This is a genomic window from Actinoplanes sp. NBRC 101535, assembly GCF_030269225.1.
Taxonomy (GTDB): domain Bacteria; phylum Actinomycetota; class Actinomycetes; order Mycobacteriales; family Micromonosporaceae; genus Actinoplanes; species Actinoplanes rectilineatus.
Window position 1 is genome coordinate 69,473 of sequence record NZ_BSSY01000007.1, and the last position, 18,435, is coordinate 87,907.

Annotated in this window: 21 protein-coding genes and 1 pseudogene; 8 read left to right on the top strand and 14 right to left on the bottom strand. The window is 71.2% G+C overall.

What is annotated here, in order from left to right; genetic code table 11:
- The first annotated feature begins 209 nt into the window (after window positions 1-209).
- Window positions 210-785: a TetR family transcriptional regulator gene (locus tag QSK32_RS20615; RefSeq protein ID WP_285472804.1), complete on the top strand. Its 576-nt coding sequence runs from the start codon at window positions 210-212 to the stop codon at window positions 783-785.
- 365 nt (window positions 786-1,150) lie between these two features.
- Here the strand turns inward: QSK32_RS20615 and QSK32_RS20620 are convergent, their stop codons facing one another.
- The 3 genes and pseudogenes from QSK32_RS20620 to QSK32_RS20630 all read right to left on the bottom strand — a co-directional run.
- Complete coding sequence (locus QSK32_RS20620; protein ID WP_045742694.1) at window positions 1,151-1,870, bottom strand: AAA family ATPase; 720 nt, start codon at window positions 1,868-1,870, stop codon at window positions 1,151-1,153.
- 5 nt (window positions 1,871-1,875) lie between these two features.
- Window positions 1,876-2,232: a RidA family protein gene (locus tag QSK32_RS20625; protein ID WP_245673960.1), complete on the bottom strand. Its 357-nt coding sequence runs from the start codon at window positions 2,230-2,232 to the stop codon at window positions 1,876-1,878.
- A gap of 45 nt (window positions 2,233-2,277) precedes the next feature.
- A pseudogene (locus QSK32_RS20630) lies at window positions 2,278-2,817 on the bottom strand (DinB family protein); the annotation flags it as partial.
- A gap of 62 nt (window positions 2,818-2,879) precedes the next feature.
- Here QSK32_RS20630 and QSK32_RS20635 point away from each other — a divergent pair.
- Complete coding sequence (locus QSK32_RS20635) at window positions 2,880-3,842, top strand: helix-turn-helix transcriptional regulator (protein WP_285472805.1); 963 nt, start codon at window positions 2,880-2,882, stop codon at window positions 3,840-3,842.
- 4 nt (window positions 3,843-3,846) lie between these two features.
- Here the strand turns inward: QSK32_RS20635 and QSK32_RS20640 are convergent, their stop codons facing one another.
- Together QSK32_RS20640 and QSK32_RS20645 are read right to left on the bottom strand one after the other, a co-directional pair.
- Window positions 3,847-4,701 (bottom strand): LLM class flavin-dependent oxidoreductase, encoded by an 855-nt coding sequence (locus QSK32_RS20640; protein ID WP_285472806.1) that lies wholly within the window; start codon window positions 4,699-4,701, stop codon window positions 3,847-3,849.
- Window positions 4,698-5,570, bottom strand: a complete 873-nt coding sequence (locus QSK32_RS20645; RefSeq protein ID WP_045742691.1) for an alpha/beta hydrolase family protein — start codon at window positions 5,568-5,570, stop codon at window positions 4,698-4,700. Before QSK32_RS20645 ends, QSK32_RS20640 begins: the two co-directional genes overlap by 4 nt.
- Before the next feature lie 93 nt (window positions 5,571-5,663).
- On the opposite strand from QSK32_RS20645, the gene QSK32_RS20650 reads away from it, so the two are divergent.
- Complete coding sequence (locus QSK32_RS20650; protein WP_045742690.1) at window positions 5,664-6,221, top strand: TetR/AcrR family transcriptional regulator; 558 nt, start codon at window positions 5,664-5,666, stop codon at window positions 6,219-6,221.
- A gap of 143 nt (window positions 6,222-6,364) precedes the next feature.
- Window positions 6,365-7,657 carry a class I SAM-dependent methyltransferase gene (locus tag QSK32_RS20655; RefSeq protein ID WP_285472807.1) on the top strand — a complete coding sequence of 431 codons (1,293 nt, stop codon included), beginning with the start codon at window positions 6,365-6,367 and terminating at the stop codon, window positions 7,655-7,657.
- Here the strand turns inward: QSK32_RS20655 and QSK32_RS20660 are convergent.
- Complete coding sequence (locus tag QSK32_RS20660; protein ID WP_157411025.1) at window positions 7,645-7,794, bottom strand: hypothetical protein; 150 nt, start codon at window positions 7,792-7,794, stop codon at window positions 7,645-7,647. The two genes, QSK32_RS20655 and QSK32_RS20660, sit on opposite strands and share 13 nt — an antisense overlap.
- Window positions 7,773-8,243 (bottom strand): hypothetical protein, encoded by a 471-nt coding sequence (locus QSK32_RS20665; RefSeq protein WP_285472808.1) that lies wholly within the window; start codon window positions 8,241-8,243, stop codon window positions 7,773-7,775. The genes QSK32_RS20660 and QSK32_RS20665 overlap by 22 nt, the downstream gene beginning before the upstream one ends.
- Before the next feature lie 127 nt (window positions 8,244-8,370).
- Here QSK32_RS20665 and QSK32_RS20670 point away from each other — a divergent pair, with 127 nt between their 5' ends.
- Window positions 8,371-8,817, top strand: coding sequence for an NUDIX hydrolase (locus QSK32_RS20670; RefSeq protein WP_285472809.1), 447 nt, complete (start codon window positions 8,371-8,373; stop codon window positions 8,815-8,817).
- A 74-nt stretch (window positions 8,818-8,891) separates the two neighbouring features.
- Here QSK32_RS20670 and QSK32_RS20675 read toward each other — a convergent pair whose 3' ends face one another.
- Window positions 8,892-9,554, bottom strand: a complete 663-nt coding sequence (locus QSK32_RS20675) for a TetR/AcrR family transcriptional regulator (protein ID WP_045742686.1) — start codon at window positions 9,552-9,554, stop codon at window positions 8,892-8,894.
- A 71-nt stretch (window positions 9,555-9,625) separates the two neighbouring features.
- On the opposite strand from QSK32_RS20675, the gene QSK32_RS20680 reads away from it, so the two are divergent.
- On the top strand, window positions 9,626-10,531 hold the full coding sequence (locus QSK32_RS20680; RefSeq protein ID WP_083449029.1) for an alpha/beta fold hydrolase: 906 nt from the start codon (window positions 9,626-9,628) through the stop codon (window positions 10,529-10,531).
- Window positions 10,532-10,625: 94 nt separating this feature from the next.
- On the opposite strand, the gene QSK32_RS20685 is transcribed toward QSK32_RS20680, so the two are convergent.
- Window positions 10,626-11,216: a DUF4291 domain-containing protein gene (locus tag QSK32_RS20685; RefSeq protein WP_245673953.1), complete on the bottom strand. Its 591-nt coding sequence runs from the start codon at window positions 11,214-11,216 to the stop codon at window positions 10,626-10,628.
- A gap of 120 nt (window positions 11,217-11,336) precedes the next feature.
- On the opposite strand from QSK32_RS20685, the gene QSK32_RS20690 reads away from it, so the two are divergent.
- Both QSK32_RS20690 and QSK32_RS20695 read left to right on the top strand, forming a co-directional pair.
- Entirely contained in the window at window positions 11,337-11,744 is a 408-nt protein-coding gene (locus QSK32_RS20690) for a (R)-mandelonitrile lyase (protein WP_285472810.1), read from the top strand.
- A gap of 50 nt (window positions 11,745-11,794) precedes the next feature.
- A complete protein-coding gene (locus QSK32_RS20695; RefSeq protein ID WP_157411024.1) occupies window positions 11,795-12,169 on the top strand; it encodes a hypothetical protein in 375 nt (124 codons plus the stop codon).
- A gap of 18 nt (window positions 12,170-12,187) precedes the next feature.
- Here the strand turns inward: QSK32_RS20695 and QSK32_RS20700 are convergent, their stop codons facing one another.
- The 5 genes from QSK32_RS20700 to chvE form a co-directional block, all read right to left on the bottom strand.
- Window positions 12,188-13,858 carry a putative bifunctional diguanylate cyclase/phosphodiesterase gene (locus tag QSK32_RS20700; RefSeq protein ID WP_285472811.1) on the bottom strand — a complete coding sequence of 557 codons (1,671 nt, stop codon included), beginning with the start codon at window positions 13,856-13,858 and terminating at the stop codon, window positions 12,188-12,190.
- Complete coding sequence (locus tag QSK32_RS20705) at window positions 13,855-15,300, bottom strand: PAS domain-containing protein (RefSeq protein ID WP_285472812.1); 1,446 nt, start codon at window positions 15,298-15,300, stop codon at window positions 13,855-13,857. Before QSK32_RS20705 ends, QSK32_RS20700 begins: the two co-directional genes overlap by 4 nt.
- Window positions 15,301-15,354: 54 nt before the next feature.
- The gene (locus QSK32_RS20710) at window positions 15,355-15,549 is read right to left on the bottom strand and encodes a hypothetical protein (protein WP_285472813.1); all 195 of its coding nucleotides are present in this window, start codon (window positions 15,547-15,549) and stop codon (window positions 15,355-15,357) included.
- Between the two features lie 137 nt (window positions 15,550-15,686).
- Entirely contained in the window at window positions 15,687-17,288 is a 1,602-nt protein-coding gene (locus QSK32_RS20715) for a methyl-accepting chemotaxis protein (RefSeq protein WP_285472814.1), read from the bottom strand.
- The gene (gene chvE, locus QSK32_RS20720; protein ID WP_353050981.1) at window positions 17,288-18,385 is read right to left on the bottom strand and encodes a multiple monosaccharide ABC transporter substrate-binding protein; all 1,098 of its coding nucleotides are present in this window, start codon (window positions 18,383-18,385) and stop codon (window positions 17,288-17,290) included. The genes QSK32_RS20715 and chvE overlap by 1 nt, the downstream gene beginning before the upstream one ends.
- Window positions 18,386-18,435: the final 50 nt, after the last annotated feature.

An 18,435-nucleotide genomic window follows, 5' to 3' on the forward strand; every position in this document is an offset into this window, starting at 1 on the left:
GCGGTGGACGACGAGACCCGCGAGTACGAACACCTGAGCTGATCAGGGCTGGATGATCAGTTTGCCGCCGCTGGACGTGCCTCGGCGCTCGAGCTCGATGAGTACGGGGATGGCCTCGCCGAGCTTGCGCGCCATCGACTTCTCCTCGGCGATGACCAGCAGTGATGTCGCGGCGCGACAACAAGCCGGTGGGCAGGTAGCATGGGCGCATGCCCCGTTGGGAAGTCGGCAGTGAAGAACGGCTGAAGAAGGCCACCATGGAGCTCTTCGCCGAGCAGGGCGTCGAGGCGACGAGCGTCGTCGAGATCGCCAAGCGGGCCGGGGTGACCACGCGTACGTTCTTCCGCTACTTCCCCGACAAGCGTGACGTCCTGTTCGCCGACGCGGAGAGCCTGCTCGAGGCGCTCGTCGGCCGCATCCTCGAGGCCGACGTCAGCCGGCCGTTCCCGGCGGTCATCGAGGTGCTGGCGGGGTTCGACTGGAGCGCCATGGGATGGCAGTCGCAGCGCCGGCGGCATGCGATCATCGCGGCGAACCCGGAACTGCACGAACGTGACCTGATGAAGCGGGACGCCATCGCGTCCGCCTTCACCGGCGCGTTGCGGCAGCGCGGCGTCGAGGCCGGCACCGCGCAGCTGGCGTCCCGGGTGGGTTCCCAGGTGTTCTTCACGGCCTACGAGAAGTGGCTCACCGCCGAGGACGAGACGAGCCTGGCCTCGGTCATCGAGGCGACGCTGGAATGCTTCGATGCGTTGGTGGCGATCCGGAGCGCTTATTCGACGTAAGGTGCGCATCACACGCCACGAACACCGGCCGGCGCCCGTGCATGCAGGGCGCCAGCCGGTTCGTTACCGATGTGCCAGGTCGAGCAATCGCCTGAGGCCGTCGTCGACCTGCTCCATCAGGGCGGGTGAGATTACTGCCGTGGCTACCGTGGCAGACCGGTTTCCGCCCGCAACCTCGGCGTCCAGTTCACCCGCCAATCGATCGGGAAGGGTGACAGAGATAGTTGCCATGCCGGAGATATTGCCGGCAGTAGGGGAGCTTGCAATGCTCCGGACAACATGATTGAGCCGTCTTCATCCTGCGAGGTCAGGTACACCTCGATGATGTGGTGAGGGTGGGCAGGCCGGGGAACCACGCCGGTCTGTCAGGTGAGGCCGAGGTGGCGCAGCATGCGGGCCGGGTCGGCCAGGAACGTGCGGGTCATCGCCACCGCCTCGGTCTGGTCGTAGGCCACCTCGTTGATGGCGCCGTCCGTCCCGATCTCGAGGATCGTCGCGCCCGGGTACGCCAACAGAACCGGCGAGTGGGTGGCGATCACGAACTGTCCGCCCAGCGCCACCAGCTCACCGATGCGGACCAGCAGCGCCAGGCAGCCCTGGACCGACAGTGCCGCCTCCGGCTCGTCGAGCAGGTACAGCCCGGACGGGCCGAACCGGTGCTCCGCCAGGTCCAGGAACGATTCGCCGTGCGACCGTTCGTGCAGAGACTGGCCGCCGTAGGAGGCGGTCACGCCGAGCTGATCGATCTCGGTCGCCACGTTGTAGAACGACTCTGCCCGCAGGAAGAAGCCGGTCCGCGGTTTGCGGCCGGCCACCCGGGACAGGGTCAGGTGCCCGCCCAGCGCCGACTCGCTGGGACGGGTCGCGAAGGTGAACGCGGTGGTGCCGCCCTCCGGGTTGAAGCCGGCCGCCACCGCTATCGCCTCGATCAGGGTCGACTTGCCGCTGCCGTTGTCGCCGGCCAGCAGCGTCACCGGTCCGGGCAGGGCGATGCCGCCCCGCCGGTGCAGGGCGCGCACCACCGGCAGGTCGAACGGATATCCGTCGCCCGGTGCCGCGTCCAGCCGGACCGCCCTGATGAACATGCTGCCTATCCGGGGACGACAGCCGTCGCGTCGATCTCCACCAGGGCGCCGGGGCGGGCATGCCCGGCCGTCGTCACCACCGTGATCGCCGTGCGGTGGTCTCCCCACACCTCACGTGATGCCGCGTACCCCACCTGTGCGTCCACGCCGTCCACGATATAGATCGTCAGCTTGGCCACGTGCTCCTGTGTCGCCCCGACCGAACCCAGCACGGTCAGCACGTTGCGCATGGCCTGTCTCGTCTGCTCCTCGATGCCGTCCAGGAGACGCCCGCTGCCGTCCGACCCGAGCTGTCCGCCGACGTAGAGGGTCCGGCCGGACGGGGCGATCACCCCCTGCGTGAAGGCCGGATTATGAAACATCCCCGGCGGGTCGACTTTTACCAGTTCTTCGGCTGAAGAACGCAGATACAGATCCCGCAACAGGCTCACCTCCGACAAATGGTGGATCAACTCCCGATGGATGTGCAGCACCAGATCCGCCATCGTGAGCTCGGGATACGGCTCCTTGTCACCGACCGCGACGAGCAGACCGTCCTCCCCGAGCCCACGGACACCGTCCAGCCACGTCTCCAGCTGCTCGTCCAGCTGGGCCATGGCTTCAGCGGCGCTCTCCGCGTACCGGAAAGTCTCGTAGGAAGCCGGCGGCGCGCCGAAATGCGCGGCGTTACGCATGGCGAGGACACCGACGATCACGTGCCCGAGCCGCCAGGCGATGGTGGTGAACGGGGCCGGTTCCGGGGTGGGGAACGCGAAATCGATGGTGACGTCGCCGCTGCCGCCCTGCACCGGGGCCGTCGACGTGCCGCGTGGCCGCACGCTCCAGGCGTCCGGGACCGGCGACCAGAAGTATTCGTCATCGGTCAGGCCCTCGAGGCGTGGCCGGATCTGGTTGGTCCAGTGCCAGTGCCACTGCTCACGCAGGGAGTTGTTCCAGTCGTGTGCCATGAGTCCACCCTGACATCCGGGGCGGACAGGATCGGTCCGCTTGGCCGGGCAGACTGGTCGGCATGAGCGGCGACGAGCGAGATACCACCGAACGGGTGCTCACCCTGCTCGGCCTGCTGCAGCAGCGCCGGGTGTGGACCGGACCCGAGCTGGCCGGCCGTCTGAACGTCACGACCCGCACGGTCCGGCGCGACGTCGAGCGCCTGCGCACGCTCGGCTACCCGGTGCACGCCGGGCAGGGCACCGGCGGCGGCTACCGGCTGGGACCGGGCCGGGACGTGCCGCCGTTGCTGCTCGACGACGAGGAGGCGGTCGCGACGGCGGCGGCGCTGCTGACCGGTGCGGGCGGCGTCGCCGGATCCGGCGACGCCGCCCTGCGGGCGCTGACGAAACTCGACCGGGTGCTTCCCACCAGGCTCAAGGCGGGGGTACGCGCGTTCGCCGGCGCCGTCGACTCGTTCGGCGGCGGGCGCACCCCGGTGGACGCAGAGGTGCTGATGACCCTGGCCCGGGCGTGCCGCGACGAGGTGGAGGCCGGGTTCGACTACCCGTCCGGTGGCACGTCCGGCCGCCGCCGGGTCGAGCCGTACCGTCTGGTCAGCTCGGACCGCCGGTGGTACCTGGTGGCGTTCGACCTGGACCGCGACGACTGGCGCACGTTCCGCCTGGACCGGATGTCCGATGTCGCCGCCCGGACCTGGGGTTTCCGTCCCCGGGAGGCTCCGCCCGCCGCCGCCTACGTGCAGGAGGGCATCGCGAGTCGCGCCTACCGGCATCAGGCCCGTTTTCTGGTACGCGCTCCGGCCGCCACGATCCGGGAGCGGATCCCGGCCGGCGCGGCCGTGGTCAAGCCGGTCGACCAGCACAGTTGCGAGCTGGTCAGCGGGGCGGACAGCCTCGACTTCGTGCTGATGCACGTCGTCCTGCTGGGCCACGACTTCACCGTTCTCGACCCGCCGGAGCTGGCCGAGCGCTGCCGGGTGCTCGCCGCCCGGTTGTTGGAAGCCGCTCAGAGCAGCTCGTAGCTGCTTAGAGCAGCGTGTCGACCACCCAGTGCGCCACGCCCGGCGGGTAGGGCGCCGGCAACCCCAGCACGATGTGCCCGAATCCGGCCTCCACCGCCTCACCGATCGCCCGCCGGGTCTCGTCCGGCCGCTCGTAGGAGACGCCCAGGTGCATCGACCGGGTGATCGACGCCGGGTCCCGCCCGATCTCCTCGCACAGCCGGTCGAGCAGCGCGCTGCGGCTCACCGCGTCGGCGAGATCCCCGCCCGGGATGTTCCACAGGTCCGCGTGCCGCGCGACCACCCGGAGCAGGGCGTCCGACCGGCCGCCGATCATCACCGGCGGTCCGGGGCGCTGCATCGGTTTGGGATTGCCGAACGCCCCGGTCAGCTGGACGTGTTCGCCGGCGAAGTCGAACGGTTGCTCCGCCGTCCACAGGCGCCGGATCACGGTGAGCGACTCGTCGAGACTGCGCACCGAGTGCCGGAAATCGTGGAAGGGGAGGCCGTGTGCCTCGTACTCCCGCCGGGCGATGGGGTGTCCGGGCCGGGACCCGGCCCCGATGCCGAAGTCGAGCCGGCCGCCGGCGACGACGTCCACCGTCGCCGCGATCTTGGCGAGCATCGCCGGTGGCCGGAAACGATTACTGGTCACCAGCAGGCCGAGCCGCAGCCGCCGGGTCTGTGCGGCGAGTGCGGACAGCAGCGTCCAGCCCTCGAAGGCCGGGCCCGTCGGGTCGCCGCCGATCGGCATCAGGTGATCGAAGAGCCAGGCGTGCCCGATCTCCGGAAGCTCGTCGGCCTCCTGCCAGACGCGCAGGACGTCCGGGTAGCCGACGTTCATCGGCGCCGTCATGATCCCGATGGTCGGTGCGGTCATCGCGACTCCAGCTTCCCGAGGTCGCCCACGTGCTCCCCGGTCAGCTCGCCGCGCAGGTAGGCGGTGGTGACCCGCTGCACCAGAGCGACCCGCTGCGGGTCCTCGTCGGTCGTCTGCGTGTGGTTCGCCCCCACGATCCCACCCAGCGTGTGCTCCGCGCCGAAGATCGTGAGCAGCGTCTTCGACCCCGGGCTCAGGTGGTAGGGGTCGGCGAACCAGTCCGGGTCGCGGACGGTGAGCGGTGACCGGTCCTGGTCACCGGCGATCACCAGGGCCGGGGTGGTCATCGTGCTGAAGTCCGGGCTCATGAACGGGAAGTGCTCCGCGGCGAACGGCGTCAGGTCGTCGCCGCCGGTCCCGGCCGTGGTGAGCAGCACTCCGGCGGTCACCCGGGCGTCGGACAGGTCCTCGTCGCTGCCGACGATCCGGGCCCCGAGCAGCATCCCGGCGGTCTGGCCGCCGTAGGAGTGGCCGGCGGCGATGACACGGCTGCGGTCGATGCGCCCGGCCAGGCCGGGCACGGACGCTTCGAGGAGATCCAGGTGATTCAGCGCCAGCACCATGTCCTGTACGCGAAAACGCCAGATCTCCGGAGTGCGGCTGTCGTCCGGACCGACCCCGAGCGGCGGGAAGTCCAGGTGGGTGGGCTGCACGACGACGAAACCGTGTCCGGCCCAGTGCTCGGCGAGCGGCTGATAGGCGTCCATCGACTGCCCGAAGCCGTGCGAGAACAGGATGACCGGGAGGTCGCGCCCGGTGACCGGTGCGGTGACCCGGACCTGGAGGTCGACGCCGCGGCCGGCGGGGGCCGGGATGGTCACCGGCCGGACCGAGACGATGGCGGTGGTGGTGCTTTCGGTGGAGTGCATGACAATGGCTCCTCGGAGAGAATGTTCAAGCGGAACCAAGTTCCGGTTATGAAGATACGGAACCTGGTTCCGGTTAGCAACCCCGGGAGACCCATGCCCGCCGTCCCGCGCAAACGCGCCGACGCCCGCCGCAACGAGAAGTCCCTGCTCGACGCGGCCGCGGCCGCCTTCGTGGCGGTCGGCATCGACGTCCCGGTCCGCGACATCGCCACCCGGGCCGGCGTGGGTGTGGGCACCATCTACCGGCACTTCCCGACCCGGGCCGACCTGGTCGTGGCCGTCTACAAGCACCAGGTCGAGGCATGCGCCGAAGCCGGCCCGGCGCTCCTGGCGTCGTCACCGTCGCCGTATGCGGCCCTGGTCGCCTGGGTGAACATGTTCGCCGACTTCCTGGTCACCAAACACGGCCTGGCCGAAGCCCTGAGCTCCGGCGACCCGCAGTTCGAGGCCCTGCACGCCTCGTTCGTCGAACGCCTGCTCCCGGTGGCGACCGACCTGGTGGCGGCCGCGACCGACGCCGGCGAACTCCGCCCGGTCGAGCCGTTCGGCCTGATCCTCGCGGTCGGCAACCTGTGCGCGGGTGACGGCTGGGACCCCCGCTACAACGCCCGCGAGATGGTCACCCACCTGCTCACCGGCCTGCACACCTGATCGCTGAGTTCTACAACACAAAGTTACAGAAGGACCTTATGTAAATAGTTGCGCGGGCAGATAGTGGGAGGGTCGAAGATCGGCTGCGCTCGCTGCCAACCCCCGGCAGGAGCCTCCGCCGAGCAGTACCCCGGGAGAACCCGATGCGGACCCTGAACCGAGCCGAACCCGCCACCGCGACCAGGCTCAAGACACTCCTCGAAACCCTCCTTCACACCCCTCTTCCGGTACGCCTGCGAGCCTGGGACGGCTCCGAGGCGGGACCGGCCGACGCGCCCCTGGTGATCGTGCGTCACCGGCGCGCGCTGCGGCGGCTCGTCTGGCAACCGGACCAGCTCGGCCTCGCCCGCGCGTACGTGGCCGGCGAGATCGACGTCCAGGGCGACCTCTACGACGTGCTGTCCCGACTCGCCCCACTGCTCTGGCGCGCCGCCGAACCCACCGAGATGCCGCTACGCAACGTGATGGGCGAGGCGCTGCGGCTGGGCCTCATCGGCAGCCGCCCGAAGCCGCCGCCCGAGGAGATGGCGGTCACCGGCACCCGGCACAGCCGCGGCCGCGACCGGCAGGCCATCAGCCACCACTACGACGTCGGCAACGACTTCTACCGCCTGGTCCTCGGCGAGAGCATGGTCTACTCCTGCGCCTACTGGACCGGCGACACCCCCGGATACGACCTGGCCGACGCCCAGCGCGACAAACTCGACCTGATCTGCCGCAAACTGGGCCTGCAGCCGGGGATGCGGCTGCTCGACGTCGGCTGCGGCTGGGGCGGCCTCGCCGTGCACGCCGCCCGCGAGTACGGCGTCCAGGTCCTCGGCATCACCCTGTCGGTCGAACAGGCCGACCACGCCCGCAAACAGGTCGCCGCGGCCGGCCTCGCCCACCAGGTGGAGATCCGCGTCCAGGACTACCGCGACCTCGACGACGGCGCCTTCGACGCGATCAGCAGCGTCGGCATGGCCGAGCACGTCGGCACCGGCCCCTACCAGGAGTACGCGACGATCCTGCACCACCACCTGAAGCCGGGCGGCCGCCTGCTCAACCACCAGATCGCCGCCCTGCGCCACGACCCGTCGCCGTCCTCGGGCCGCAGTTTCATCGACGCGTACGTGTTCCCCGACGGTGAACTGGTCTCCATCGGCACGACGGTCTCGTTGCTGGAGAAGGCCGGCTTCGAGGTCCGCGACGTACAGGCGCTCCGCGAACACTACGGCCGCACCCTGCGCGCCTGGGTCGCGAACCTGGAATCCGACTGGTCCACCGCCGTCCGCCTGACGAGTCCCGGGCGGGCCCGGGTGTGGAGGCTCTACATGGCCGCGTCGGCGCTGGCCTTCGAACTCGCCCAGATCGGCGTCAACCAGGTCCTGGCCGTGAAGCCGCACCGCGACGGCACCAGCACGATGCCCCCGACCCGCCGCGACTACCTGGCCTGAGCGACCTCGGCGCAGTACAGGTCCCGGCGGCAGGCGATCACGAGCCGGCCGCCGGGACCCCAGGCCGGCGCCCGCGCCGCATACGGCAGCGTGATCCGGTCCACATCCCGCCCGGTCACCACGTCGACGACGGACACGGTGCGGTCACGACGACGGGCCCGTCGTCGGTGTCCACGGCGGCGAGGTGTTCGACCCACTTGGCGTCGTCGTGACCGGGAAGCCCGCCGATACGCCGTCCCGTCTCCAGGTCGACCGGCACGGGAGCGCCGCCCGGGTCGAGAATGACCACGGCGAGCGCCCTGTCACCGACGACGGCGAGCTGTTCCGCGTCGGCCTCCAGCGGATAGCGGTCGGTGCGGATCAGCTCCCCGGTGGCCCGGTCCCGCATCCGCATGCCCGGCCGAGGACACCGCGTGGCATGCAGGTCGGCCAGGTGACAGTCGAAATCCTCGTGCCGTTCCGTCAGTGTCACGATGACCTCGGCCCCGCCGACCGTGGCGGTCGCGACAGCCGACGGAAGCTGCCCGGTGGAGACCTGCCGCAGTGCCGGATCCGGCCCCGAACCGGTCGTCCAGAGGGTGCGCACCCGTCGAGGCTACGAGCCCGCCCACCCCCGCGGGTCGTGAACTGAAGCTCCGAGCGGGTGAACCGAGGACCGGCGCCGTCGGGTGGCCGACAGCTTCGCGGTGGCAACGTCGAGTACTCGTAAGGACATGAGCAGCCGCTATCGCAGCATCGTCGACGTTCACGTGCTCCTGCGCCGCGCCGACGGTCACATCCTGCTGATGGAGAGAGCCGGCACGGGGTACGCCGACGGCCTGCTCTGCCCGCCCAGCGGCCACCTCGAAGCCGGCGAGTCGGTGACGGCCGGCGCGGTCCGGGAACTGGCCGAGGAGACCGGCGTCGACGTTCGCGAGGACGATCTGCACTTCGTCCACGTCGTGCACCACCGCAACGGGCGGGACGATCCGCGGATCGGGTTCTTCTTCGTCGCCGACCGCTGGCAGGGGCCGCCGGTCAACCGGGAGCCGCACAAGTGCGCCCGCCTGCTGTGGGCCGACCCGACCGACCCGCCGCCGGACACCGTGCCGTACACCGCCGCCGCCCTGGCCCGGATCGCCTCCCACCAGCCGTTCGCCCTGGACGGCTGGGGCGAATGAGCCGTTGTTCCAGCTCGGCCTGCTCGACTCCGGGTACCGCCCGAAGCCGGCGGCCGCCGCCTACCGCGCTCTGATCACTGAACTGTCAGTAGGCCGGTGAGGACCCGGGACAGGGTGTCCTCGAAACGGGGCTCCGGTGTCGGCCGGCCGCTGAGCAGGGCTGCCGTCAGGTGGGGGTGCCGGCCGGCCGCGACGACGTGGGCCAGGTAGGCGCCCTGTCGTTCGCGGGCGCCGGTGCTCGCGTTGAGTTCGTTGAGGGCGAGCGCGGCCGTGAGGGTGGTCATCACGGCGAACGCCTCCAGTTTGCGGCCCGTGTCGGCCGGGTGGTCGGCGAGGACCGCCAGGACGTGCTCCAGCAGGTCGGCGCCGTGCGGGCCGAGCGGGGAGCGGGTCAGCACCAGCTCGGGCAGCCAGCGGTGCCGCAGCATCAGGTCGCGGCCCTGCCGGCACACCTCGAGCAGGGCCGGCAGCCACGGGCCGCCCGGCGCGGAGAGGTGGTATCCGGCGGCGACCTCGTCGGTCATCAGGTCGAGCAGGTCGTCGCGGCTGTCGACGTAGCGGTAGAGCGACGCCGCGCCGGTGTTCAGCTCGGCGGCGATGCGGCGCATCGAGACGGCGGCCAGGCCCTCCCGGTCGGCGAGCGTGATCGCGGCCGCGGTGACCTCGGCCCGGGAGCGTTCGGCGGGCCGGCCCACTCCGCTACGCCGTTCCCGCAGCCACACCGGCGTCGTCTCCATGACACTTCCTTCTCTCTCCGTTGCGCTCACCCTACCGTTTCGATAACGTTGTTCGCGAACAGCGTTCCCGAATGGATGAGGCGACGATGATCCGGATCCCGTACTCCGCGCGCAACGGCGACGTGCACCTCGCCGTCGACGACCTCGGCGGCGCCGGCGGTGACCCGCTGCTGCTGGTCATGGGCCTCGGCGTGTCCCGTTTCTGGTGGCCCGACGGCCTGGTCGCCGCCCTGATCGATGCCGGTTTCAGCGTCGCCGCGTTCGACGGGCGCGACGCCGGCGGCTCCACCCACTTCGACGACGTGCCGTCCGGCAATCCGGTGACCGGCCTGCTGCGTCGGCGCCCCCTCGCGTACACCGCTGAGGACATGACCGACGACACCGTTGCCGTGCTCGACGCGCTCGGCTGGCAGCGCGCCCACCTCTTCGGCGTCTCCCTGGGCGGCCTGGTCGCGCAGCGCACCGCCCTGCGCCACCCGCACCGGGTGCACACGCTCACCACCTTCGCCGCCGTGTCGAGCGACGTGCGTGGTGCCGCCGTTCTGCGGTACGTGCACCTGCCGTTCCTGGCCCGGCTGACGCGCCTGCGGCACCCCGAGGGCCGCGACGGCGACGTGGCAGCCGGTCTGGACCTGGCCCGGATGATCCACGCGCCGGGTCACCCGTTCGACGAGGAGGACGCCCGCCTGCGGGTGGAACGCGAACTCGACGCCGGCCTGCCCAGCGGCGTCCGCGACAGCCGCGCCCAGGCCCGGCAGGTCAGCGCCGGCTGGCACGGCCCGCGACTGCGCGACCTGCGGGTGCCGACCCTGGTGCTGCACGGCGCGCAGGACCCGCTGGCCCGGCCCGCCGCCGGCCGCCGCATCGCCGCGTCGGTGCCGGGCGCCCGCTACGTCGAACTGCCGGGCACCGGCCACGACCTGCCCCGGGAGGTCTGGCCCACGGTGGCCCGCGAGATCCGGGCCCTGGCCGGCTGACCTACAGGCTGTCCCCGGCCCGCGAGATCCGGGCGCCGGCAGGCTGAACCACAGGCTGTCCCCGACCCGCCTGGCCAGGGAAGCGGGCGGGCGGTCAGGCGTCGGCCTGGATGCGGCGGGCCACGGCGGCATTCAGCGGGTACGAGCGTTCCGGCGGCAACAGGCGCCGCGCCTTGGCGTGCTGCCCGGCCCGGACCAGGTCGGCGATCCGGCGGACGGTGGGCGTGATGTCCGCGACGGCGGTGATCCAGCTTTCGGCGTACTCGCGGATCAGGGTGCGGCCGACGCCGACCTGAATGCTGTAGTGGTTGAGGGCCGCGCCGCGCAGCGACCGTTCCGGATCCCACTGGACGTGCACCTCGGCCTCGGCGAACGCCCTGTTCCAAGCGGCCGCGCCACCGTGGATCGCCGGCACCGGGGCGGTCAGGACGGCCCGCGACAGGGCCCGCTCCCAGCCGGCCCGGGTGATCCGGACCGCCAGGATGCGTTCCTGGCCGGGTTTGGCGGCCCAGTTGCTGCGGTGCATCAGCCACAGCAGCGACGGTTTGATCCAGGTCATCCGGGTGAACGAGAACGGCGTGACGAAACGGCCCGCGGCGAGCGCGGCGTCCGCAACGGCGGGGGAGTAGGCCTGGTACATCACGATGGTGTCGCCGTCGAAGTCGGCGCGGATCTCCCGTTGCACGAGACGGCACCCTGTCACAGCATTCATGGTGCGGGCGAGCGGTTATCCCGGGGTGCCCTGCCGGTACGCGTCTCGGCAGGGACTTCTTGTCGCGTACCCCGGAAGGCTCTGATGAAGGGCATGGAACTTCTGCCTGTCCGACCGACCGTCAAGCTGCCTGCTCAGGCCTTCACCGGGGATGCCTACCTGACACGGATCCGCCAGCCGGCCGGGCTGTCGCGGATGACGGTGGCGCTGGTGCGGTTCACACCCGGGGCCCGTACGAACTGGCATGCGCACGCCGTCGGCCAGACCCTGCACGTGACCGAGGGCGTCGGCCTGGTCGGTGTCCGCGACGGATCAGTGCTGCGGATCCACGCCGGGGAGACGGTGCTCTGCCCGCCCGGCGAGGAGCACTGGCACGGGGCCGCGGCCGGCACGTTCATGAGTCACCTGGCGATGCTGGAGTCGGCCGGTGACGGCAGCGACCCGACCACCTGGCTGGAGCCGGTCACCGACGACGACTACCGGCGGGCGGACGAGCGCTGATCCCCGGAGAAACGGCGGGCTCGGCCGGCCGGGAGGCGCAGACTGATCGGGTGACTGATCGTGACGTGGTACGGGCCGTGTGGAACCGGGCGGCCGGGGGCGACGGGTCCGGGACGGGTGACCGGCACCTGGGTGCCCTGCTGCTGGTCGACGGCATGGTGCAGAACGGCGGAGCGAACCACGCCGCGGACAGCTGCTCGACCGACGAGCTCGCCGCCGCGGCGGTGGGCGCCCGCTACTTCGGGATGGGCGACCTCGCCGGCCTGATCGAGGAACTGCCGAAAGCGGCCGGGAGCAGCGACGACGACGAGGCGGAGGAGCGGCTGTCCGCCGCCTGGCACGCCACGGTCCCGGACAGCGCCCGGCTCGAGGCCGCCTTCGAGGAGCGTCTCGCCGCCGCCCCGCAGGATTTCGACCCGGTCTGAGGTCGGGGCTCCGGGCGGTCAGGCGGCCGCCGGCAACGGATCGCGGGCCGGGGCCTTGGCGAACGGCATCGCGTCCGGCGGCGCCGGACGGTTCAGGTGATAGCCCTGCAGCAGGTCGACGCCGGCCGCCGCCAGGTCCGCGGCGGTCGGCTCGTCCTCGACGCCCTCGGCCACCACGGTCAGGCCGAGGGCCTTCGCGATGGCGATCACCGAGTCGATGATCGTGGCGTGGGCCGGCGAATCGTGCATCTGGACCACGAACGACCGGTCGATCTTCAACTCGTCGATCGGCAGGCGCGGGAGCAACCCCAGCGACGTGTACCCGGTGCCGAAGTCGTCGATCGCCACCCGGATGCCCTTCGCCCGCAGCTCGGCGAGCTGCGCCGCCACCTGATCGGGATTGGTCAGCACCGCCGTCTCGGTGATCTCCACGGTGAGCAGGCTCGGCGCCACCCCCTCCAGCCCCAGCAGCGTCAGGATGGTGGGCACGGCACGGTCCTGGGCGAGGTACGCCGCCGGCAGGTTGACCGACACCGGCAGGCACACGCCGTCGCGCCGCCAGCGGGCCGACTGCTGCAGGGCCTCGGCCAGCACCCAGTCGGTGAGTTCGAGGATCACGTCGGAGCGTTCCGCGTCGGGCAGGAACACGCCCGGCGGGAGCAGCCCGCGCTGCGGGTGCTGCCAGCGGACCAGCGCCTCCACGCCGTGCATCCGCCGGCTGCCGGCCTCGTGCAGCGGCTGGTAGTGCAGGCGCAGGTGCCCGGTGCGCAGCCCGGCCCGCAGTTCGGTGAGTTGCCGCAGGTCGACGCGCTGGTGGGTGTCGAGGCCGGGATGCCATTCGACCAGGCCGGTGCGTTCGTGTTTGGCGCGGCGCATGGCCGCCGCGGCCCGGCGCATCAGCACGCTGACGTCCTGGTGGTCGGCCGGGCAGATGCCGATGCTCGCCTCCACGCTGATCGGCAGGCCGTCCACCGTGTGCGGCCCGCGGATCCCGGCCACCAGGCGCCGGCCCACACTCTGCGGGCTCTGCCCGGCCGGCAGGTCGGAGAGCAGCACCACGAACTGGTCACCGTCGATGCGGGCGGCCAGATTCCCCGATCCGTGGGCGTCCCGCAGCGCGGCCGCCACCAGGTTCAGCAGCGTGTCCGCGCCGTGGTGGCCGAGCACGTCGTTGGCGTCCTGGAACCGGTCCAGACCGAGATGGACCACCGCGGTCAGGGTGCCGGCGTCCAGGCGGCGCTGACCCTCGGACTGCGCGCTGGCCCGGTTCGGCAGGCCGGTCAGCGGGTCGGTCCGGGCCAGCCGGGCGGTCCGGCCGGCCATCTCGGCGAGCAGGTCCAGCATCGGCGCGATGCCGAACCGGCCGTCCGGCCAGCTGACCAGCACCGGCTCCTCGCGCAGCGCCGCCGGGCGGGCCAGCGCCGCCTCCGCCGCCAGCTCCAGTTCGAGGCCGGCCGGCAACACCAGGGCGTCGTCGGTGAGCAGGTCACCGGCGACCCGGGCGGTGCCGCGGTTGGCGCAGCGGGTCAGCAGCGCCCGGGTGATCACCCGGTGGCCGGTGGCGGAGGCGATCAGCACGGCGGGCGTACGGTCGTCGGCGGCCAGGGCCGACTCGACCTCGCCGATCGGGGTGCAGGCGAGCACCGGCGTGGCCGGATAACCGACCTCGCCGAGTTTCCGGGCGCTCATGCCATCCGCCCCAGGTCGAAGCAGGCCACCTCGATCAGCACTTCGCCGTCCTCCACCCGTGGGCGCAACCGCACCCAGAGACGCCCGCGGCCGTCCGCCCGGGCGCAGCGCATGTCGGCCGGGTTGCCCTCCCGGGCGGCCGCCCAGATCCGGTCCAGGGTCTCGTGCTCGGCCGCCTCGACCAGGGTGGTCAGGGCCGGGGCCGGGGCGGTGTCCGCGCCGGTGACCAGGCTGAGCACGGCGAGCTGCTCGGTCAGGCCGGCCATCTCCCGGCGCAGTTCGGCCAGGTCGGCCTCGGTGTGCCGTTCCCGGGTCCGGTCCAGCATCATCCCGTCCCAGATGATGCTGCCGTCCGGTTCGCGGTGCGGGCGGGACACGCCGTACAGCCAGCGGCGGCTGCCGTCGCGGCAGATCATGCTGCCCCGCCACGACCAGGGCTGCAGGGTCCGCGCCGACTCCTGGACGCTGGCCAGGTACGACTCCAGGTCCTCCGGCGCGATGACCTCGGACAGCCGGCGCATCGAGGTGATCAGGTCGCCCGGTTCCAGCCCGAAGATGTCCCGGCAGCCCTCGGAGACGAAGGTGAAGCCGCTGTCACCGTCGGCGCCCGTCCGGAACTGGTACAGCATGCCGGGCGCGTTGTTGACCGTGGTCCAGAACTGTTTCTCCCGGGCGGCCAGGGCGGCCTCGCTGCGCCGGCGGGCGGTGTCGTCGATGGCGATCGTGCAGATGCCGTAGACGGTGCCGTCCGGCTCGGTCAGCGGCACCCGGGTGACCAGGTACTGCCGCAGGTCGTCGCCGGTGGGAACCTCCTCGACGGCGGTCCCGGCGACCCCGGTCCGCGCGACCTGTTCGTCGTGGGCCCGGCCGACCGCCGCCACCGCGGCCGGGAGCACCTCGGCCTCCAGCCGGCCGACGGCGTCCGCGGCGGCGACCTGGAAGACCCGCTCGTACTCGCCGTTGACGAACAGGTACCGGCCCTGCAGGTCCTTGGCGAAGACCACCGCCGTGGTGTGCTGCAGGATCGCGGTGATCAGGGTGGTGCTGCGCTGCAGTTCCTGCTGGGCCCGGTGCCAGTCGGTGCGGTCCGACACGTACGCGAAGAACCCGTCCGCACCGAGCTCGTCGATGTTGATGGTGATCTGGAGTTCACCGCCGTCCCGGTGCACCGCCGGCACCTCGACCCGGCTGCCGACCAGGTCGCCGTCGCCGGTCACCAGGCGGCGGGCGAAGGCGGCGTTGTATGCCGACCGCAGTCCCGCCGGGACCAGGGTGTCGGCGAGCCGCCGGCCGATGATCTCCGAGCGGGTCCAGCCGAACAGGCGCTCCGCGGCGGGGTTCCAGTCCCGGATCATGCCGGCCCGGTCCACGTGCAGGTACGCCAGCGCGGTGGCGTCCACGGCCCGGTTCCGGACTTCAGTCGCCGCGTCTAGGGTGAACACGCCAGGTGATATCGGCGTGCCCCGGGTGCACCTGAGCGTTCGAAAAACCGCGGATCAGTGGTGTGCGCGACGCTTGCGTGTGGCGATGAAGAACCCGGTGGAGAGCACCCCGACCAGCACGCCGAACACCCAGGCCTCGCCGGTCCAGTGCCGTGCGACGCCGATCAGGCCGATGACCACGGCCATCGTGACGGCGGTCAGCAGGGCGTGACGCAGGGCCCGAGGCTGGGCCAGCGAGATGTCGCTCATAGCGCTCTTCCAATCGTGCGGGTGGCCGGTGAAGGGTAACGGTTACCGGGACGTTTCCTGAATCCCGGGTGGCGCTAGCGAGAAAACTCCGCCCGGCGATGGTGCCGCCGGGCGGAGTGTGCTGCTCAGGTGTGGTGTCAGACCTTGAAGTGGCTGACCAGGTTCTGCAGGCGGTCGGCCATCGTGCTCAGCTCGGTGACCGACTTCTGGGACTGGGTGACGCCCTGGTTGGTGATCCGCGACGCGGTGGCCAGGCCGTCGATGTTGGCGGCGATGCCACCCACACCGTCGGCGGCCGCGGCCACACCCCGGTTCATCTCCGAGGTGGTGGCGGTCTGCTCCTCGACCGCGCTGGCGATGGTCGTCTGGAACTCGTTGATCTGCGAGATGACCACGCTGATCTCGCTGATCGCCTGGACCGCGCCGGCGGTGTCGTTCTGGATCTTCTGGACCCGGCGGGAGATGTCCTCGGTCGCCTTGGCGGTCTCCTGGGCCAGCTCCTTGACCTCGCCGGCGACGACCGCGAAGCCCTTGCCGGACTCGCCGGCCCGCGCCGCCTCGATGGTGGCGTTCAGGGCGAGCAGGTTGGTCTGCTCGGCGATGCTGGTGATCACCTTGACCACCGTGGCGATCTCCGCGGACGACTCGCCCAGCTTGCCGACCTGGTCGGTGGTGTGCTGCGCGATGGCGACGGCCTGCGCCGCGACCCGGGCCGCCTCGGCGGCGTTGTGGGCGATCTCGCCGATCGACACCCCCATCTCCTGGGCGCCGGCGGCGACGGTCTGCACGCTGCGCGACACCTCACCGGCCGTGGAGGCGACGATCTCGCTCTGCCGGGTGCTGTCGGCGATGGCACCGGACATCGACGAGGAGGCGTCCGACATCTGCTTGGCGGCGGTGGCCACCGCGACCGCCTCGTGGGTGACCGAGCCGACCACCTGGCGCAGGTCGGTCATCGCCACGTCCAGGTCGCGGGCCATCTGGCCGACCTCGTCACGGGAGTGCACGTCCGCGGAGGAGGTCAGGTCGCCCTTCGCGACACCCTGCAGGGCCTCCCGGACCCGGGTCAGCGGCCGGGTGATCGACACGACGACGATCCAGGCCAGGCCGACCACGATGATGCCGGCGATGAGCACGGTGACCCACATGATGCGGTTGTCGGTCGAGCGCTGCTCGTCCGCGGCCACCTCGGACGCGGTGATCAGGGCGGCGAACGAGGTACGGGTCTTCTCCAGCACCGCGGAGACCAGGTAGTTGTCCACGCCGATCTGCGCCCAGCCGAGGCGGGCGGTGGCCGGGTCGCTCTGCGCGCCGTCGACGTACCGGGTGATCACGGCGATGTACTCGTCGTAGACCGACCGCAGGTTGGTGACCTGCGCCTGCTGCGCCTGCGGGAGGCTGACCGCGCCGAGCTTGTCGAGCAGCGCGGTGGCGGCGGCGCTGGTGTTCTTCAGCGGGGTGACCTGGTCGGCCGGCTCGTCACGGGCGATGGCCTCGAGACCGTTGGCCTTGAGCTCGCTGGCCAGGCGGTCCAGCTGCTGGATGTAGCTGCCGGCCAGGTTGAGACTCTCCAGGCGGTCGGAGGTCTCGCCGGAGCGTGACGAGGAGTGGGCGCTGACCCCCAGGCAGATCGCCAGGGCGAGCAGGCTGACGGTGACCAGGGCGGTCAGTTTGACGGCGACCGGCAGGTCCAGGAAGAACGCGCCGAACCGGCGCCGGGGCAGGGTGGCTGTCGTCATCAGTTCAGCTCCGATTCCTTGTAGTAGCCGCCGTCGACCAGAACGGTCACGAGATTGGACTTGTCGACGTTGACGGGCTGGAGCAGGAACGCGGGGACGACCTTCACCCCGTTGTCGTAGGTGGTGCTGTCGTTGATGTCGGGGGTCTTGTCGGAGAGCACCTTGTCGGTCATCTGGACGGCGACCTTGGCCAGCTCACGGGTGTCCTTGTAGACCGTCTCGGCCTGCACACCCTGCTTGATCAGCTTCACCGACTCGAGTTCGGCGTCCTGGCCGGTGACGACCGGCAGCTTCTTGGACTTGGTGCCGTAGCCGTGGTTCTGCAGCGAGGTGATGATGCCGCGGCTGATGCCGTCGTAGGGCGAGAGCACCGCGTCCAGGGTGACGTCCTCGTCGGCGCCCTCGAGCATCTTGTCCATCCGGGCGCCGGCGACCTCGCCGTCCCACCGCAGCGTGGTGACCTTCGCGAAGGAGGTCTGCCCGCTGGGCACCACCAGGGCACCACTCTTGATGTACGGCTTGAGCACGCTCATCGCACCGTCGAAGAAGAACTTCGCGTTGTTGTCGTCCGCCGAACCGGCGAACAGCTCGATGGTGCGCGCCTTGCCGCCGCTCTTCTTCAGGCCCAGCTTGTCGACGATCGTCTGGGCCTGCAGGACGCCGACCTTGAAGTTGTCGAAGGTGGCGTAGTAGTCCACGTTCTTCGAGTCCCGCAGCAGCCGGTCGTACGCGATCACCGGCACGCCGGCGGCCTCCGCCTTGTCCAGCGCGTCGGTCAGTGCCGACCCGTCGACCGCCCCGATGACCAGGGCCTTGTCGCCGGCCGCGATCATCTCGTTGAGCTGCGACAGCTGCTCTTTCGGGTCGTCCTCGGCGTAGCGCAGGTCCACCTTGTAGCCGAGCGCCTCGAACTGCTTCACCATGTTGTCACCGTCGGCGATCCAGCGGGCGCTGCCGGTCGTCGGCATGGCGATGCCGATGGTGCCGAGGTCGGGCGTGCTGGTGGTGACGAGCGCGGCGGTGCTGCCACATCCGGCGAGGCCGATGGTCAGCAGTGCGGCGACGGGTCCGACGAACCGTCGGGACAAACGGGTCAAGGTGTCCTCCTGGCTACCCTGCATGGGCGGTCCCCATGTTTGTCGGCAAT

Excerpts from the sequence above, each read along its gene's own strand:
- QSK32_RS20615 (WP_285472804.1), top strand. The coding sequence starts at position 210 with ATGCCCCGTTGGGAAGTCGGCAGTGAAGAACGGCTGAAGAAGGCCACC.
- QSK32_RS20620 (WP_045742694.1), bottom strand. The coding sequence starts at position 1,870 with ATGTTCATCAGGGCGGTCCGGCTGGACGCGGCACCGGGCGACGGATAT.
- QSK32_RS20625 (WP_245673960.1), bottom strand. The coding sequence starts at position 2,232 with ATGTTTCATAATCCGGCCTTCACGCAGGGGGTGATCGCCCCGTCCGGC.
- QSK32_RS20635 (WP_285472805.1), top strand. The coding sequence starts at position 2,880 with ATGAGCGGCGACGAGCGAGATACCACCGAACGGGTGCTCACCCTGCTC.
- QSK32_RS20640 (WP_285472806.1), bottom strand. The coding sequence starts at position 4,701 with ATGACCGCACCGACCATCGGGATCATGACGGCGCCGATGAACGTCGGC.
- QSK32_RS20645 (WP_045742691.1), bottom strand. The coding sequence starts at position 5,570 with ATGCACTCCACCGAAAGCACCACCACCGCCATCGTCTCGGTCCGGCCG.
- QSK32_RS20650 (WP_045742690.1), top strand. The coding sequence starts at position 5,664 with ATGCCCGCCGTCCCGCGCAAACGCGCCGACGCCCGCCGCAACGAGAAG.
- QSK32_RS20655 (WP_285472807.1), top strand. The coding sequence starts at position 6,365 with ATGCGGACCCTGAACCGAGCCGAACCCGCCACCGCGACCAGGCTCAAG.
- QSK32_RS20670 (WP_285472809.1), top strand. The coding sequence starts at position 8,371 with ATGAGCAGCCGCTATCGCAGCATCGTCGACGTTCACGTGCTCCTGCGC.
- QSK32_RS20675 (WP_045742686.1), bottom strand. The coding sequence starts at position 9,554 with ATGGAGACGACGCCGGTGTGGCTGCGGGAACGGCGTAGCGGAGTGGGC.
- QSK32_RS20680 (WP_083449029.1), top strand. The coding sequence starts at position 9,626 with ATGGATGAGGCGACGATGATCCGGATCCCGTACTCCGCGCGCAACGGC.
- QSK32_RS20690 (WP_285472810.1), top strand. The coding sequence starts at position 11,337 with ATGGAACTTCTGCCTGTCCGACCGACCGTCAAGCTGCCTGCTCAGGCC.
- QSK32_RS20700 (WP_285472811.1), bottom strand. The coding sequence starts at position 13,858 with ATGAGCGCCCGGAAACTCGGCGAGGTCGGTTATCCGGCCACGCCGGTG.
- QSK32_RS20710 (WP_285472813.1), bottom strand. The coding sequence starts at position 15,549 with ATGAGCGACATCTCGCTGGCCCAGCCTCGGGCCCTGCGTCACGCCCTG.
- QSK32_RS20715 (WP_285472814.1), bottom strand. The coding sequence starts at position 17,288 with ATGACGACAGCCACCCTGCCCCGGCGCCGGTTCGGCGCGTTCTTCCTG.